This window comes from Haloglomus halophilum, assembly GCF_024298885.1.
Classification (GTDB): domain Archaea; phylum Halobacteriota; class Halobacteria; order Halobacteriales; family Haloarculaceae; genus Haloglomus; species Haloglomus halophilum.
In genome coordinates this window covers 539,355-554,541 of sequence record NZ_CP101166.1, presented here as the reverse complement: position 1 = coordinate 554,541, position 15,187 = coordinate 539,355, and the positions used below count along the sequence as shown (strand labels likewise).

The following is a 15,187-nucleotide window of genomic DNA, read 5'->3' as shown; positions in this document are numbered from 1 at the left end:
CGGCCGCTCAGATGAGCTGTTCGACCAGCCGGCTGTAGCCACGGCGGAGCCGCTCGGAGATGGCCTGGTTCGAGATGTCGAGTTCCTCGGCCAGCCCCGAGGTGGTGGTACCCCGTGGGATGTCGAAGTAGCCCATCTCGTAGGCCAGCACGAGCGTCTCGCGCTGTTCCGGCGTCAGGCCGAGGTCGTCATCCGTCGCCTGCTCGGCGTCGTACAGCCGCTTCAGCTGGAAGGCGATGTCGTTGTCGTCGAGGTAGGTCCGGTAGTCGGCGAGCGCGTCGCGGTCCGGGAAGCGCGTCCGGGAGTGCCACCAGTCGTCGGCGTACCACGCCTCCAGCCGTTCGGCACCGAGTTCGACCCACCGTGGGTAGAGGACGACCTCCGTGGCGTCGCCGACGGCGATGCGGTAGAGCCGCTTCTCGCCGACGGTGTCCAGCACGTTCAGGTCCGCGACCGTCGGGTCGCCGGCCGCGGCGCGTTCGAACGCGTCCAGCGGTCCCCGGCCCCACGCGAAGAGGATGGGATGGTCCGGGTCCGTGGCGAACGACCGCTCCAGCTCCAGCTCGATGCCCGGAACCGTCTCGAACGTCGGCCCCAGGACGAGCCGGTCCGCGGAGAGCCGGTACTCCGCGATGACGCTCATACGAGGCCCCCGGCTCCGTCGAACTCCCGCATGCACTCGGGTTCGATGCGACACGTAAACAGCTGTCGGTGGTGTGTCGCGTTGGCCGGCGTACCGCGGGAGTCCCACACGATGCGCCGAACGGGGCTCCCGTCTACCGCGTCGCGGCCTGGGCGTCGCGGGCGCCCTCGACCGTCTCCCGGACCGCGTCGGCGCCCTCGTCGTGGACCAGGTCGCCGACGATGACCGTGTCCGCGTGCTCGCCCATCGTCCGGGCCGACTCGTAGTCGTGGATGCCGCCGCCGTAGAAGAGGGTGGCCTCGTCGAGCGCGTCGCGGCCCGCGGCGACCTTCTCGGTATCGCCGAGCATGCCCGAGTACTCGATGTAGATGATCTCCTGGCCGAACATCTGCTCGGCCGCCGTGGCGTAGGCTGCGACCTCCTCGGCGTCGAGGTTGCAGTCGGCCTGCGTGTACTCCGCCACGGAGGAGTCGGGGTTGAGGACGATGTACGCCTCCGTGTGGGTTCGCTCCCAGTCGATGTCGGGGTCCACCCGGACCCACTCCTTGTGGGCGCCGGTGACCCACGCGATATCGCCGGCGTTGAACACGATGGGGATGAGGTAGCCGTCCAGCCCCTCGTCGTGGACGACGGTGCCCGAATGGGAGGGCTCGATGTAGACGGGCACGTCGTGGGCGACGCAGGCCTCGACGACCCGCTCCATCTTCTCCTCGGTCATCCCGGTGGTGCCGCCGATCTCGATGGCGTCCGTGCCGGTCTCGCAGACGTCGCCGAACGTCTCGCCCTCGACAAGCTCCTTGTCCGGGTCGAGCTTGGTGATGTGGGTCCAGTCGGACCACGGCGTGCCGCTCATACGCGGGCGTGGCTACCGCGCGACTAAACCGTGTCGGAAGGGTCAGCAGCAGTTGTCTCGCTTCTCGGTGGCGATGGAACTGCTTCCGAAGCCCTCGCGCTCTCGGGTCGGGGGGCTCGCTGTCTCTGAAAATCAGAGATTTTCAGGATGACGAGAGAGCTTTGCTCTCTCGAACCACGCTCCTCGCTCCCTCCGGTCGCTGTCGTTCGAGAGAGCGCGAAGCGCTCTCTCGTGATGACGAGAGGCGCCTCCGGCGCCTCTCGAACCACGGTGCTTGCGTCACCCGCCTTCCCCGAGAGCGCTCGCCCTTCGATTCCACCAGGACCGCGCGCTGGTCAGTCGGGTCCGTGAGCCTCACGCCTCCCCAGCCGCCTGCGATGCTCGCATCGCTCACTGCGTTCGCTCGCTGCGCTTCTCGGCCCTCGCACGTGTAGAGGCGGCTGGCCTGCGGCACAGCCGCCAGCGCGCGCCAGTTCGACTGACGGACGAGCACGCACCAGCCGAGCGGCTGGTCGGCCAGTTGGTTCCGGGACTAGGAAGCGCGCGAGCGCCACCACTGGCGGAGCCGGCGCGCCAGCGCCGTGCGGAGCCACCACAGCGCTCGCGCGGGGAGGTGTGGGGACGCTAGCGCTCCGGTGGAACCACCCCGAGCGAACGCTCGGCCGAGAAATAGCCCCCTGGTGGACTCGAAGGGCGAGCACTCTCGATTCGTCCCGGAGGAAGCAAGCACCGGAGCGAACGTAGTGAGCGAGGAGCGCAGCGACTCCCGGACGGTCGAGAGCGCGAGGGCTTCGTAGGGGTCCCTGCCGTCGCGTTCGTGAGAGAGCGCGAGGGAAGCGAAGTCTCCATCGCCACCACTACCATCCCAGTCTAGCGAACAGGCGACACTGCGGGAGCCCACGAACCCCCACCGGCGACGGGTCGGTCGTGTCGCGCTGGCCGAACCGTGGCGCGGTACGATACCGCGCCCGGATTCCCCGACCCGCTCGGTGCGTCAGGTCACGGGGCGTCTGGTCGCGGTCTCGTACTTGAACCTCGGGGACGCACAATCTGCGAGGATTATCGAATTATGGCCAGGTTATGAGGGGAATATGCTGACTTCTGAGTTTTGTGTGAATGTTATGGGATTGCCCTCGCCCTTCGCATTCGCAGAACAGGTAACACGGTAACGACACGTTTTCGGCCCCGGTACGAGAACCACGGATATGGACAACAGAACGTACACCGCGGACGCCGAGCCGGGCGACCACGTGACGGTCGCTGGCTGGGCCCACGAGATCCGCGACCTCGGCGGCATCGCCTTCCTCATCGTCCGGGACACGACCGGCAAGATACAGGTCAAGTTCGAGAAGGACGAGATGGACGACGACCTCGTCGAGACGGGTACCGAGGTCACGCGCGAGTCCGTCGTGCAGGTCACCGGCGCCGTCGAGGAGGAGGAGCGCGCCCCCACCGGCGTCGAGGTCGTCCCCGAGTCCGTCGAGGTCATCGCGCCCGCCGAGCCGGAGCTGCCGCTCGACCCCTCCGGGAAGGTCGACGCCGAACTCCCGACCCGCCTGGACAACCGCACCCTGGACGTGCGCCGTCCCGAGGCGCAGGCCATCTTCGAGATCCGCGCCGAGGTCCTCCGCGCGGTGCGTGACTACTTCCGCGGCGAGGGCTGTACGGAGATCAACACGCCGAAGATCGTCGCCACGGGGACCGAGGGCGGGACGGAGCTGTTCCCGGTCACGTACTTCGGGCGCGAGGCGTTCATGAACCAGAGCCCGCAGCTGTTCAAGCAGCTGATGGTCGGCTCCGGGCTGGAGCGCGTCTTCGAGGTCGGGCCCATCTTCCGCGCGGAGGAGCACAACACCCCGCGCCACCTGAACGAGGCGACGATGATCGACTTCGAGTCCGCGTTCATCGACCACCACGAGGCGATGGACGTCTGTGAGGGCACCCTGATGGCCGCGTACGAGGCCGTCGCGGAGAACTGTCAGGACGAGCTGGAGACCCTGGACATGGTCGAGGCGTTCGAGGTGCCCGACGAGGGCTTCCCGCGGCTGACCTACGAGGAGGCCATCGAGCGCATCAACGCGACCGGTGAACTCGACGAACACCTCGTGTGGGGCGACGACCTCCCCACCGAGGGCGAGAAGGCGCTCGGCGACGACGTGGGCGGGCACTACTTCATCACGGACTGGCCCGCGGAGATCAAGCCGTTCTACATCCAGGACGACGACGACGACCCCGAGTACTCGAAGGGCTTCGACCTGATGCACCCGCGGATGGAACTGGTCTCGGGCGGCCAGCGTGAGCACCGCTACGAGGAACTCGTCGCGGGCTTCGAGCAGCAGGGCCTCGACCCCGACCAGTTCGAGTACTACACGAAGATGTTCAAGTATGGCATGCCGCCCCACGCCGGCTGGGCGTACGGCGTCGAGCGGCTGGTCATGACGATGCTGGGCCTCGCCAACATCCGCGAGGCCGTGCTGTTCCCGCGAGACCGGCAGCGGCTGAGTCCGTAGTCGGCCTGCCGGCTGCTTCCGCTTTTTCGACGACCGATTCCGTAGCGGTTGCTCTGAGCATCGTGTCACCGAGTGTCCACCTAGATTTATACTGAGTGAGTACTTACTCAGTACTATGAACGTGAATCGTGAGCGGCTCCACGCGGAGCGGGAGGGTGACTTCGTCGTCTTCCTCGTCGGGATGCGCATCAACCGGCTCCGGGCCGTCCACCGGTGGTTGCCGGTGTTCCTGAGCGCGCCGCGGATGGTCCGGGAGCAGGAGGCCGACCCGGTCGGGTTGCTGGAGTCGCGGTCGATGATGGTGAGCCCCCGGGAGTTCCAGTTCGTCCAGTACTGGGAATCGTTCGAGGCGCTCCGGGACTACGCCCGCGAGGGCGAGGAACACCGCTCGATGTGGTCGCGGTTCGACGGCGACCTCGCCGACGGCGCGGTCGGCATCTGGCACGAGACCTACCTCGTCCGCGAGGACGAGTACGAGACGGTCTACCGGAACATGCCCGCCACCGGACTCGGGGCCGCCTCCGGGACCGACCGTGTCCCGGCGACGGGCCAGCGCGAGACGGCCGACGGCCGGCTGGGTCGGACTGACGGGTTGGACGCGCCCGCCACCGCCGGCGGCGAAGCGGCGGCCGTCGCCGCTGACGGCGCGAGTGCGACGAACGGTGGTGACCGCCGGTGACCCGGCACGTCCGCCCCTCGTTCCCGACGGACGGCGACCCCGGTGAGGTCGCGGGGGTCGTCACGATGGCGACCCTCGGGACCGCGTTCACCCTCCTCGCGCTGCACGTCGAGTGGTTCTGGGTCGTCTTCCCGGTCGGGTTCGGCGGTGTCCTGCCGGTCGCGGTCGGCGCCGCGAAGCGTCGTCGTGCCCGTGACGGCGAGCGCGGTGGCCGGCGTCGGGGAGCCGAAGCGGAGGCTGGTGCGAGCGATGGCACGGACGCCGCGCTGGCACGGCTCCGCGAACGGTACGCGAGCGGCGATCTGGACGAGGCCGCGTTCGAGGCCCGGCTGGAGCGGCTGCTCCTGACGGAGGACGTGGCGACGGCCCGCGAGTTCGTCCGTGGGCGGGCCGACGGCGCTCGCCGGTCCTCCATCGAAGTCGACCGTTCCGACGACCACGGGGTACGGTGAGATGGTGGCCGTCGAGCGGGCGGTGCTCGTCGTCCACATCGCCGCCGGGTTCCTCGCCCTGTTCGCGGGCGGCGGGGCGTTCGGAACCCGCAAGGGCGGGTGGTATCACCGGCGGTTCGGCCGGACGTTCGTGGCCGCGATGGCGGTCGTCTCCGGCTCGGCGCTGGTGCTCTACCCGTTCGACCCGGGATTCCTCCGACTGTTCCTCTCCCTGGTCGCGGTGTTCAGTTTCTACTTCGCCTTCTCCGGCTACCGGGCGCTGTCGCGCAAGCGCCCGGCCGACGACGCGGCGGCCGTGGACTGGCTCGCCGCGGGGCTGTACGGCCTGGCCAGCGTCGGCCTCCTCGTGCTCGGCGGCTGGCGACTGCTCGGCGGGAGCGGGTTCGGCGTGGTCCTGCTCGTCTTCGGTGCGCTCGGCGGCGTGTTCACACTCGTCGACGTGCGGTCGTTCCGCGGCGAGCGTGCCAGGGGAGACTGGGTCGGCGAGCACGTCACCCGGATGGGTGGGGGATACATCGCCGCGGTCAGTGCCTTCTCGGCGGTCAACTTCGGGTTCCTGCCGCCGGTCGTCCGATGGCTCTGGCCGACACTGCTCGGTGTGCCCCTGCTCATCTACCTCCGCCGGCGGTACGAGGCCCGGCTCGGCGCCGCCTGACGCCGCGCTCAGTCGAGCGAGGGGGACTCGACCCCATCGGCGAGAACGCGATGCTCCAGGTAGTCGAACAGCCGCTCGCGAACGCCCTCGCCGACCTCGGTCATCCCGAGCGCCTGCACCGCGCCCACGGTGCCGTCGGCCAGCGTCAGGATGAACGCCGCCGTCGACTCCGGGTCGACCTCGCGGAACTGACCCGTCTCGATGCCGTCCCGGATGAGGGCGGCGGTGTCGTCGATGATGGCCTGCTCGTAGGCGACGAGCCGCTCCCGGAACACCCGGTTGTGCCGTGCGTGCGCCAGCAACTCCATCATCGCGACGTTCGTCCCGCGCTCCACGTCGTCGCCGGGGTCACCGACGAGCGCGTCACAGAGCCCGTAGAGCCGCTGGACCGGGTCCCCCTCGACCCCCTCGAGCCGGTCGGTCACGCGGCCGGCCGCCCAGTCCATGAACGCGAGGACGAGCTCCTCCTTGCTGTCGTAGTGATAGAAGAGGAAGGCCTCGCTCTTGTCGGACTCGGCGGCGATCTTCTTCGTGGTGAGACCGGCGTAGCCGTGCTCGGCGAGCGCCCGCCGGACGGCCTCGACCGCCTCCTCGCGGGCCGCGGGGGGGACGCCGTCGCTCGTGGCCTCGTCGCCGGACATGGTCAGCCATCCACGAGCGGGCGACAAAGCCCTGTCTCTTCACCGCGGGGCGTCGGCGAAGTCCTATCTCCTCACCGCGGGGCGTCGACGAAGCAGTTGAACTCCAGTGTCGCTTCCGCCACGACCGTCCCGTCGGAAACCGCCTCGACCCGGTAGTCGCCGTGGACCGGCGGCTCGCCCAGGTTGACCGGGAACGGGACCTCGTCGCCGCCGATGCCGTCCGGCTCCCACTGGTTCAGGTCCGCCGTGTCCTGCACGGGGATGTCGTGGACGAGCCGGTCGGCACCATCGTAGACGCGGAGCGCGTCCAGCGGGTCCGGAACCTGCGAGGCCGGGACCCCGATGAGGAGGTACGCGTCCTCCTCGCCGGGCGTGGCCCGGAGCGTCCGGATGGTCTGACCACCTCCCTCGCCGGTACTGCCACAGCGGACCTGCGAGGAGCGACCCAGCGTACAGCCCGCGAGTCCGGCCGCAGCGGCCGCGCTCCCGGCGGCGAGCAGTCGACGCCGCGTGAACCGTCGTCCGTCGGTGTCGGAGGGCATGGCCGCGGACACGACGACGGGCGCCATAGCTCTTCCGTGGGAACTCCGGAAGACCGAAGCGACCCGCCCGCGAGCCACGGGTATGCTCATCCGGAACGCCACCCTCCCGGACGGACGCGTCCGCGACGTCCGCGTCGAGGGCGAGCGCATCGCAGCCGTCGCCGCGGAGCTGACGGCGGCCGACGACGAGGACGTGCTGGTCGCCACCGGGAAGCGGCTTCTCCCGGGGATGATCGACGTCCACGTCCACTTCCGCCAGCCCGGCTTCGGCCACAAGGAGGACTGGACCACGGGGTCGAAGGCGGCCGCCGCGGGCGGCGTCACGACCGTCGTCGACCAGCCCAACACCGACCCGCCCACGACGACCGGCGACGCCTACGACGGGAAGGAGTCGTTCGCCCGCGCCTCGGCCGTCGACTACGGCATCAACGGCGGTGTCACCGCCGACTGGGCCCCCGACTCGCTGTTCGACCGGCCCCTCTTCGCGCTCGGCGAGGTGTTCCTCGCGGACTCGACCGGCGACATGGGTATCGACGCCGACCTGTTCGACGACGCCGTCGCGCGGGCGGCCGCGGCGGACGTGGCCGTTACGGTCCACGCGGAGGACGCCGACCTGTTCGACGACAGCGTGCTGCCACGCAGCACACGGTCGAGCGGCGAGCGGAGCGAGCCGCGAGACGAGGCACTGGAACGGCCCGACGACGACGCCGACGCGTGGAGCGCCTACCGCACGCCCGAGGCCGAGGCCGCCGCGGTCGAGCGCGCGGGCGAGGTCGCGGCCGACCACGACGCCACCGTCCACATCGCCCACACCTCCACGCCCGAGGGGGTCGACGCGGCCGTCGATGCAGGGCTGACCTGCGAGGTGACGCCACACCACCTCTTTCTCTCCCGTGACGACCTCGACGAGCTGGGGACGTACGGTCGGATGAACCCGCCGCTCCGGAGCGATGACCGCCGCGAGGCGCTGTTCGAGCGCCTCGCCGACGGGACTGTCGACGTGGTCGCGACGGACCACGCGCCCCACACGCGCGAGGAGAAGGACGCCGGCATCTGGGATGCCCCGTCGGGCGTGCCCGGTGTGGAGACGGCACTTCCCCTGCTGCTCGTCGCGGCCGGCGACGGGAAGCTCTCGTACGAGCGCGTCCGCGATGTCACCGCGGCGAACCCCGCAGAGATATTCGGCCTCCCGTCGAAGGGCCGCATCGAGGAAGGGCGCGACGCCGACCTCGTGCTCGTCGACCCGGCGGAGACGCGCCCCATCCGGGGACTGGACCTGCACTCGAAGTGTGGCTGGACGCCGTTCGAGGGCAGCGAGGGTGTCTTCCCCGAGTGGACGATGCTCCGCGGCGAGGTGGTCTACGACGGCGACGCCGACGCCTTCGCCGAGACGCAGGGGCGGAACGTCCGCCATGGCAGCCGAGATGGCTTATAAATAATGGGCACATAGCCGAGTATACGCTGTTATTGATACACAAACATCGTGCGTTACGTCCGGACCTCGCTCACCCCGACCGACCGGCCCCTCCACCCGTTCGACCGGCGACTGGCCAAGGCCGACGGCGTCACCCGGAAGCGACTCGCCCACCTCCACCGGCTGGCGGACGGGACAGCGGTCGTCCTCTACGAGCTTGCCGGTGACGTCGGCCGCGTCCGGGAACTGGTCGCGGCGGCCGACCTCCACGAGTCGCAACTGACCACCGACCGGGGTCGCATCACTCTCTACGTGCAGGTCGAGACCAGCGACCTGATGGACGAACTCCTCTCGCTGTTCCGCGAGTACGAACTCATCCTGGACCTCCCGCTCGAGTGCATCGAGCGCGGCGGGGTCCGGGCGGTCGTCATCGGGGAGCTGTCGACCATCCGAGAGGTGATCCCGGAACTCCCCAGGGACCTCACGGTACGGCTCGAACAGACCGGGGAGTACGACCACAGCGCCGATGTCGCGTTCGACGCACTCACCGACCGGCAACAGGAGATACTGCTCACCGCCCTCGATCTCGGCTACTACGAGGTACCTCGACAGGCGACCCAGGCCGACATCGCGGACGAACTCGACCGGACGATGTCGACCGTCGGCGAGCACCTCCGGCGCGTCGAGGCGACGGTCCTCTCGGCGGTCGCGCCCCGGTGAACGGGGACGGGGAACGGGACCGATGGCGGCGAAACTGCCAGGAACAACTGCGATGTTTATCCATCTCAGACGTACTCTTTCAACTGATATCGGCGGAATCGAGTTCACGGGTATACAGCCGACTGGTTTTAATTGGCCTTCTCTAGCCGGGGTAATCCCTACTCCTAAATGGGGCGGCGTAACGAGCGTTCAGTTCGCCGCCCCCGGCAGGCGGTCGAGCGGTCCCCGCGTGTCATCCGTCGGGGGCGGACCACTGGACGGAGACCGAGAGCTACGCATGTACGACAAGTCACTACTGGCGAAGGGAACTGGACTCTCGCTCGGCGTGGTCGCCCTCGTGGCGATGCTGGTACTGCACACCGGGACGGCCTACGCGGTACCGCTGGCCGGCGTCGGCGGCTTCACCGTCAAGGCCGACGAGATACGGGGACAGGACGCCCACATCTACGTGGGTGTCGGCGACACGAGCGAGAAGCAAGCGATTCCCGTGGGGGTCACCGAGCTGGAGAGCTCCGAGATAGAGGGGCTGAAGCTCATCAAGGAACTGAGCGTCGAGAGCCTGCCCGGGCTGAGCGGCGACGCGAAGATGGTCATCTCCGGCACCGGGACGGTGACGACGGGCAACCAGATACTGAAGGCGTCCCGCATCCAGGCCGACCAGGCCGTTCTCCGCGAGCAGGTCATCGACGAGTCGCCCGCGAGCGACCCGAACGACCGGTTCACCATCGACGCGCAGGGGAACGCCTCGGCGGGCGAGACCGTCGACCCCTCCCTCTCGTCAGGCAAGCCCGGACTGGTGCTGAAGAACGCCACCATCAACGCCCACTACCTGGCGACCAACCGTATCTCCATCCCGGGACAGAAGATCACCATCCAGTACGACCCCGACGACGACGGGACGTACGAACAACAGTACGGACAGTGACGATGTCGGACACCACATCGACCACCCGCGAGGAGTGGTTCGACGACGCGGACGACGACGGCGACGACGGCGACGATGGCGACGACGGGGAGGCGCGGCTCGAGCCCCGGGAGCGACTGCACGCGACCCACCAGCGACTCGCCGAGACTCGCGCCCGGTTCGACCGGTGGCGGCACGACCGTCCGTTCCTGGGCGGGGCGCTTTTGCTCCTGGCCGGGCTCGTCATCGCCTACGTCCCGATGCAGTTCGCGACGGAGCTGCTGCTCGTGGGTGGGTCGTTCACCTTCATCGGGCTGCTGTTCGCCGTCCTCGTCGCGCTGACGGGGGTGTTCGCCCTGATGCGACCCGACCTCTCGCGTGAGCTGGGCATCCTCGGGGTAGCGATGTCCATCCTGTCCATCTTCGGTGCGCTCGGCGGACTCGTGGTCGGGATGCTCGTCGGTATCGTTGGCGGGAACCTCTGCATCGCCTGGGATCCCTCGGCCGACGAGGAGCCAGCGACCCCCTCGAGTTCGAGCGGGGCCACGGCCGACTGACCCCGGATGGACCGGAGCCACGCGGCGCTCGTTCTCGTTCTCGTCCTCGTCGCTGCCAGCGTCCTGCAGGTCGCGGCGCTCCCCGGGCGGGCGACGGGCCAGTCCGGAGACGGAGTCCCCGCCACCGTCACGGACGGCGAGGTGTTCACGGTGCGGACCGGGAGCATCGTCCTCGAACCCGGCGGGAGCATCTGCGCCTCGGAACTGGCGTCGGAACGCAACCGCGTCACCATCGAGAACGCCGTCCTGAAGGAGGTCAGCCTCTGGCACGAGGGGGAGCTACCCATGCGGCTGGCCATCCCACGTGGCGAGACCGACGAGACGATGCTCTACACGAACGGCGAGAACGACCTCGTCGACGCGCTTGCGGAACTCGACGCCTGCCTCCACCTCTCGCAGCCGCTGCCCGTTACCCTGGAGGCCTACTACATGGAGTCCGACGTGCTGAACGCCAGGGGGATGGAGCTCGTCACCGGCTCGGACGAGGTCGGCTCGGTCCCCGACCCCGGCGGCCTCCGCGTCGGTGACCTGCTCTCCCAGACCGGGACTCCCGACAGCGCAACGGCCACGCCAGAGGGGACCTCTCCCGCCGAGACCGACGTACCGGAGCGCACGCCCACGGACGCGGACGCCACGACGAGGACAGCGGCGTCCGATTCCTCTCCCACTCCCACAGCGGCGTCCGATTCCTCTCCCACTCCCGGTCCAGCCACGCCACCAGCCACGGCGTCGGCGACCCGGACGGCGGCGGCCACCGCGACGCCGACCACTCACACCACGGGCACGGGTGTCTCCACGGCCGCACCGACCGCTGGCGCCACGACGACGGCGACATCGACCGTCGAGACTAGCGTGGACACGCCGGTAACGGCCCCCCCGTCACCGTCCCCGACGTCGACCGCTGGACTCACGCCGACGCCGGACACGGCGACGGCGACGACCGAGTCGGCGGCGACGAGGGGTTCGCCAACCACGACGGCCACCGCCGTGTCGACCTCGACGTCGGCTCCGGCGGCAACCGCCACGGAGACACCAGCCGCGGCACCGATGCCGACCGCGACCGGCACCCCCGTCGCGAGCGCGTCACCAACCGATACGTCCACCGCGACCCCGACCGCCACATCCACCGCGACCCCCGCGGACGACGACGATGGGTGGTGGCTGTTCGGGGGCGACGACTCCGACGACGGGCTGCTCTGACCCGCCCCGGGGGGCGTGGACCGGGTCGGGACCCCACGGCGAACAGGTTTTCCCACCTCCGCCACGGAGTGTGGACATGGACGACGAGACCGCGGGTGCAGACGACGGCGATGAACCTGCCGCTGACGTGGAGTCGCCAGACGAGCAGGGCGAGTCACGCGATGCCGACCCGGAGGAGGTCCCCGACGGCGCCACGGAGAACCACTGGAAACAGCTCGTGCTGGAGATGGAACAGTCCGCCGAGGAGCACCGCAAGGCCGGCTGGCGGACCGCCGTCCTCCACCCGACGGCCAGCGGCGTCATCGACGACGAGGAGCCCGGCGTCGGCGTGGTCGTCCGGCGCGAGGAGTTCGACGGGCTGGACGAGATCGTCAGTGTCCACGAGATCGACGAGTACGAGGTCCTCCGGGCCGACCTCCCGGGCGAGATACAGTTCCTCACCATCCTCTACAGCGCGGACGCGGAGGTTGCTATCTTCGTCCCCGCGGCGGTCGACGAGGACCGGCTCGAGGGGCTCCGCGCCGTGGTCGATGGCACGTTCTACACCCACGTCACGCCACCCGAGGACGACGCCACCGTCTCGTTCACCCACGACGACCCGAGCCTGTTCTTCCCCGGCGCCGAGATGCCCCGGACGGCCCGGACCCGCGAGGGAACGCCGGGAACGTCGGACCGGTCGGCGGTCGAGGGGACCGAGACGGACGCCGACGAGGAGTCATAGCTCGGGACTCGCCGCTGGGCGTTCCGTACGCCGCCCCGGACTCGTCGCGGAGGAACAGTGCCGGCGGGTCCTCAGTCGTCCGCGCTGGCCGGCTCGTGGTCGCTCTCGTGGCCGGCGTCGGCGGAGTCGATCTCGTGACCACACTCCGGACAGGTGACGTGGTCGTGCCGGAGCGCCGCCGAGGACTCGCGGACCTCACGCATCACGTCGCCGATGCGGTCCTCCGCGGCGAGTTCCTCCTCGACGGTCAGCTCGACGCCCTCGACCTCCAGCAGGAACTTCGCCACCTCGGTCACCTCGTACATCAGCTCGTCCAGCTCCTCGGCGGTGTAGAAATCACACATCGCCCCGTAGAGGAAGGTGGCGCCGGACTTGCGGACCTTCTCCTTGAACGAGGCCCGCGCCTGGTTCACGGCCTGTGGCGAGTAGGTGTCGGTCATGAACGGGACGAGGTGGGGCAGGTTCTCGCCGATCTTCGTCATCTCGACGCCCGTCTCCGTCCGGAAGTCCGCACACAACCGCGCGATGGCCCACTCCCGGGCCGTGATGTAGGTCCGGTCCCGGAGGAACTCGTTGGCACGGTCGTAGGTGGCGCCGTCCATCTTCTTGAAGCGGTCGTACTTGCGCACGTCCTCGGGCACGTCCGGCGCCATCGGTGTCGTCGGGTCGTCGGCCGCCTCGACCCGTCGGACTGCCGACTCCGCCGCCCCGGGGTCACGGGGCGTCGGCGCGGTTCCCATCCCATCGACGTCCGGCTCCCCCTCCGGTCGTCCGTCGGCCTCGTCGGTCATACCGTGGCCTGGGGGCGTCCCGGTCAAAGGGGTGTCGGCGGTGTCGGACGGGCCGATGACGACCGACCGACGACCGACGACCGACGACCGGCGTCCCGGTCCCTGTCGCCGGCGCGGTCGGGAGCGTCGCCGGGAGCGTCCCGCCGACCACGGGGTTGAACACGGCGGCCGACGACCTCCCGCCGTGTTCACCCGCCCTGACCCTGACCCGGAACCGGTCGACGCCTCGGTCGACCTCGACCTGGGGTTCACCCTCCCCCACCGCGACGTGGGGTCGACGGTCGAGTGGGCCGCGAGCGAGGGGTTCGACCTCGTGGAGGTGCTGCTGGACGGGCCACACGCTCGCTCCCGCGCCGATGCCTGGCGTGACCCTCTCGCGGACGCCCTCGACGACACCGGGCTCTCGCTCGTCGTTCACCTCCCGTTCTCGCTCGACCTCGGCTCGCCGTTCGGTCCCGTCCGGGACGGAGCCGTCCGCGAGTGCCGGGCCTGTCTCGACCTGGCGGCCGACCTCGGGGCCGAGAAGGCCGTCTTCCACCCCTCATCGGATGCGTGGGACCTCGGCTGGACCGACGCCGAGGTCCGGGAGTTCGTCGTCGACGGGACCCGACGCGTCGTCAGGGCGGCACGGGAGCGCGGCGTCACGCCGGTGCCCGAGAACGTCATCCACGGGCCCTTCGTCGCGCCGGAGTTCGACGACCTGCTTGCCACCCTCGACGAGGACGGGGCGGCCGACGACCTCGGAACGACGTTCGACACCGCACACGCCGTGCTCGGGGACCCGCCGGTGGAACCGGACGCGTACGCCGCCGCCAACGCGGGCCGCATCGACCACCTCCACCTCTCGGACACCCGCGGTGGTAGCGACGAGCACCTCCCCGCCGGGATGGGCGAGATCGACTTCGCGGGCCTGTTCGCGGCGCTCGATGGGTGGTCGGGGACCGCGACGCTGGAGGTCGGGACGCGCGACCACGAGACCATCGCGCTCGGAAAACGGCATGTCGACCGGTTGCTGGGTCGGTAGTCACGCGGGCAGGTCGGTACGGATACCCCCTCAGCCGACCAGTACCGGCAGCAGCAGGGCGTACAGCGGCCCGAGGGCCAGCGCCGCGAGGAGGAACCAGTACTTCCACGCCTCCGGTTGGGGTGCGTACGACTCGCGGATGTCGGTGTATTCGGTGTCGGTCATGCGCGCGGTTACGCGCGTTCGTCGGATAGGCCTGTGCCCGACTCCGCCCGGGAGTATATCTACTCGGGTGCGACGGAGACGCCGCAACTGCTGCCGTACCTCTCTCACTGATCCTCTGATATCTGATTATAATGTGGGATGTGGATATAACTCAGAAAAGGGGTTCGTTTCTGTGTTACGATGCTACTCGGGTGCGTCGTCCAGTGCTTCCTCGCGGAGGCGTTCGCCCGTCTCCGTAGCGACGGTCAGGTCCGGGACTGGGACCGGCTCGTTGCGCTCGTCGATGGCGACGAACACCATGTAGCAGTTGGTCGTCAGTTCCCGGTGGCCGCTCTTGAGGTCCTCGCGGTAGACCTGCGCGCGGACCTTCACGCTGGTCCGGCCGGCGCCGTAGACGTAGGCGTCGATGAACGCCGTCTCCCCGACGGGGACGGGCTGTTTGAAGTTCACCTCGTCCATATGCGCGGTGACACAGGTCTCTCCGGAGAAACGGACGGCGCTCATCGCACCGGCCTCGTCCATCCACTTCAGCACGTTCCCCCCGTGGGCGGCGCCGAGGTTGTTCGCGTGGTTGGGCTGGACCATCCACCGGTTCTGGATACGCGTGTCGACGAGGTCGGGCATGGCTCCGGGTTCGGCGGTGGAGGGTAAAAGGCCGCTCCTCTCCGATGCACGGGGGTCCGTCGCCCCCCTCGCCGCTCGATTCGATGCCAACT

The 15,187-nt window shown here is 69.4% G+C and carries 18 protein-coding genes; 11 read left to right on the top strand and 7 right to left on the bottom strand.

What is annotated here, in order from left to right:
- Nucleotides 1-7: 7 nt before the first annotated feature.
- Both NL114_RS02740 and NL114_RS02735 read right to left on the bottom strand, forming a co-directional pair.
- On the bottom strand, nucleotides 8-643 hold the full coding sequence (locus NL114_RS02740) for a helix-turn-helix domain-containing protein (protein WP_254823274.1): 636 nt from the start codon (nucleotides 641-643) through the stop codon (nucleotides 8-10).
- 133 nt (nucleotides 644-776) lie between these two features.
- Entirely contained in the window at nucleotides 777-1,496 is a 720-nt protein-coding gene (locus tag NL114_RS02735) for a phosphoglycerol geranylgeranyltransferase (RefSeq protein ID WP_254823273.1), read from the bottom strand.
- Between the two features lie 1,205 nt (nucleotides 1,497-2,701).
- On the opposite strand from NL114_RS02735, the gene aspS reads away from it, so the two are divergent.
- The 4 genes from aspS (at nucleotide 2,702) to NL114_RS02715 (ending at nucleotide 5,792) form a co-directional block, all read left to right on the top strand.
- Nucleotides 2,702-4,006, top strand: coding sequence for an aspartate--tRNA(Asn) ligase (gene aspS, locus NL114_RS02730; RefSeq protein ID WP_254823272.1), 1,305 nt, complete (start codon nucleotides 2,702-2,704; stop codon nucleotides 4,004-4,006).
- 115 nt (nucleotides 4,007-4,121) lie between these two features.
- Nucleotides 4,122-4,685: a DUF4188 domain-containing protein gene (locus NL114_RS02725; protein ID WP_254823271.1), complete on the top strand. Its 564-nt coding sequence runs from the start codon at nucleotides 4,122-4,124 to the stop codon at nucleotides 4,683-4,685.
- On the top strand, nucleotides 4,682-5,137 hold the full coding sequence (locus NL114_RS02720; RefSeq protein ID WP_254823270.1) for an SHOCT domain-containing protein: 456 nt from the start codon (nucleotides 4,682-4,684) through the stop codon (nucleotides 5,135-5,137). Before NL114_RS02725 ends, NL114_RS02720 begins: the two co-directional genes overlap by 4 nt.
- Nucleotides 5,067-5,792: a DUF2306 domain-containing protein gene (locus tag NL114_RS02715; RefSeq protein WP_254823269.1), complete on the top strand. Its 726-nt coding sequence runs from the start codon at nucleotides 5,067-5,069 to the stop codon at nucleotides 5,790-5,792. The genes NL114_RS02720 and NL114_RS02715 overlap by 71 nt, the downstream gene beginning before the upstream one ends.
- Nucleotides 5,793-5,800: 8 nt before the next feature.
- Here NL114_RS02715 and NL114_RS02710 read toward each other — a convergent pair whose 3' ends face one another.
- Nucleotides 5,801-6,433 carry a TetR/AcrR family transcriptional regulator gene (locus tag NL114_RS02710; protein ID WP_254823268.1) on the bottom strand — a complete coding sequence of 211 codons (633 nt, stop codon included), beginning with the start codon at nucleotides 6,431-6,433 and terminating at the stop codon, nucleotides 5,801-5,803.
- A 71-nt stretch (nucleotides 6,434-6,504) separates the two neighbouring features.
- The gene (locus NL114_RS02705; RefSeq protein ID WP_254823267.1) at nucleotides 6,505-6,975 is read right to left on the bottom strand and encodes a hypothetical protein; all 471 of its coding nucleotides are present in this window, start codon (nucleotides 6,973-6,975) and stop codon (nucleotides 6,505-6,507) included.
- Between the two features lie 82 nt (nucleotides 6,976-7,057).
- On the opposite strand from NL114_RS02705, the gene NL114_RS02700 reads away from it, so the two are divergent.
- From NL114_RS02700 to NL114_RS02675, 6 genes are all read left to right on the top strand, one after another.
- Nucleotides 7,058-8,410 carry a dihydroorotase gene (locus tag NL114_RS02700; RefSeq protein WP_254823266.1) on the top strand — a complete coding sequence of 451 codons (1,353 nt, stop codon included), beginning with the start codon at nucleotides 7,058-7,060 and terminating at the stop codon, nucleotides 8,408-8,410.
- A gap of 48 nt (nucleotides 8,411-8,458) precedes the next feature.
- On the top strand, nucleotides 8,459-9,109 hold the full coding sequence (locus NL114_RS02695) for a helix-turn-helix domain-containing protein (protein WP_254823265.1): 651 nt from the start codon (nucleotides 8,459-8,461) through the stop codon (nucleotides 9,107-9,109).
- A gap of 277 nt (nucleotides 9,110-9,386) precedes the next feature.
- Nucleotides 9,387-10,034: a hypothetical protein gene (locus tag NL114_RS02690; protein ID WP_254823264.1), complete on the top strand. Its 648-nt coding sequence runs from the start codon at nucleotides 9,387-9,389 to the stop codon at nucleotides 10,032-10,034.
- Nucleotides 10,035-10,036: 2 nt separating this feature from the next.
- Nucleotides 10,037-10,570, top strand: a complete 534-nt coding sequence (locus NL114_RS02685; RefSeq protein WP_254823263.1) for a DUF6114 domain-containing protein — start codon at nucleotides 10,037-10,039, stop codon at nucleotides 10,568-10,570.
- Between the two features lie 6 nt (nucleotides 10,571-10,576).
- Nucleotides 10,577-11,770, top strand: a complete 1,194-nt coding sequence (locus NL114_RS02680; RefSeq protein ID WP_254823262.1) for a hypothetical protein — start codon at nucleotides 10,577-10,579, stop codon at nucleotides 11,768-11,770.
- 76 nt (nucleotides 11,771-11,846) lie between these two features.
- A complete protein-coding gene (locus NL114_RS02675; RefSeq protein ID WP_254823261.1) occupies nucleotides 11,847-12,491 on the top strand; it encodes a DUF7529 family protein in 645 nt (214 codons plus the stop codon).
- Between the two features lie 71 nt (nucleotides 12,492-12,562).
- On the opposite strand, the gene NL114_RS02670 is transcribed toward NL114_RS02675, so the two are convergent.
- Nucleotides 12,563-13,282 (bottom strand): DUF5806 family protein, encoded by a 720-nt coding sequence (locus tag NL114_RS02670; RefSeq protein WP_254823260.1) that lies wholly within the window; start codon nucleotides 13,280-13,282, stop codon nucleotides 12,563-12,565.
- A 184-nt stretch (nucleotides 13,283-13,466) separates the two neighbouring features.
- Between NL114_RS02670 and NL114_RS02665 the strand changes: the two genes are divergently transcribed.
- On the top strand, nucleotides 13,467-14,306 hold the full coding sequence (locus tag NL114_RS02665; RefSeq protein ID WP_254823259.1) for a sugar phosphate isomerase/epimerase family protein: 840 nt from the start codon (nucleotides 13,467-13,469) through the stop codon (nucleotides 14,304-14,306).
- 30 nt (nucleotides 14,307-14,336) lie between these two features.
- On the opposite strand, the gene NL114_RS21585 is transcribed toward NL114_RS02665, so the two are convergent.
- Both NL114_RS21585 and NL114_RS02660 read right to left on the bottom strand, forming a co-directional pair.
- On the bottom strand, nucleotides 14,337-14,471 hold the full coding sequence (locus NL114_RS21585) for a hypothetical protein (protein WP_286671094.1): 135 nt from the start codon (nucleotides 14,469-14,471) through the stop codon (nucleotides 14,337-14,339).
- A 183-nt stretch (nucleotides 14,472-14,654) separates the two neighbouring features.
- Entirely contained in the window at nucleotides 14,655-15,095 is a 441-nt protein-coding gene (locus tag NL114_RS02660; protein ID WP_254823258.1) for an acyl-CoA thioesterase, read from the bottom strand.
- Nucleotides 15,096-15,187 lie beyond the last annotated feature (92 nt).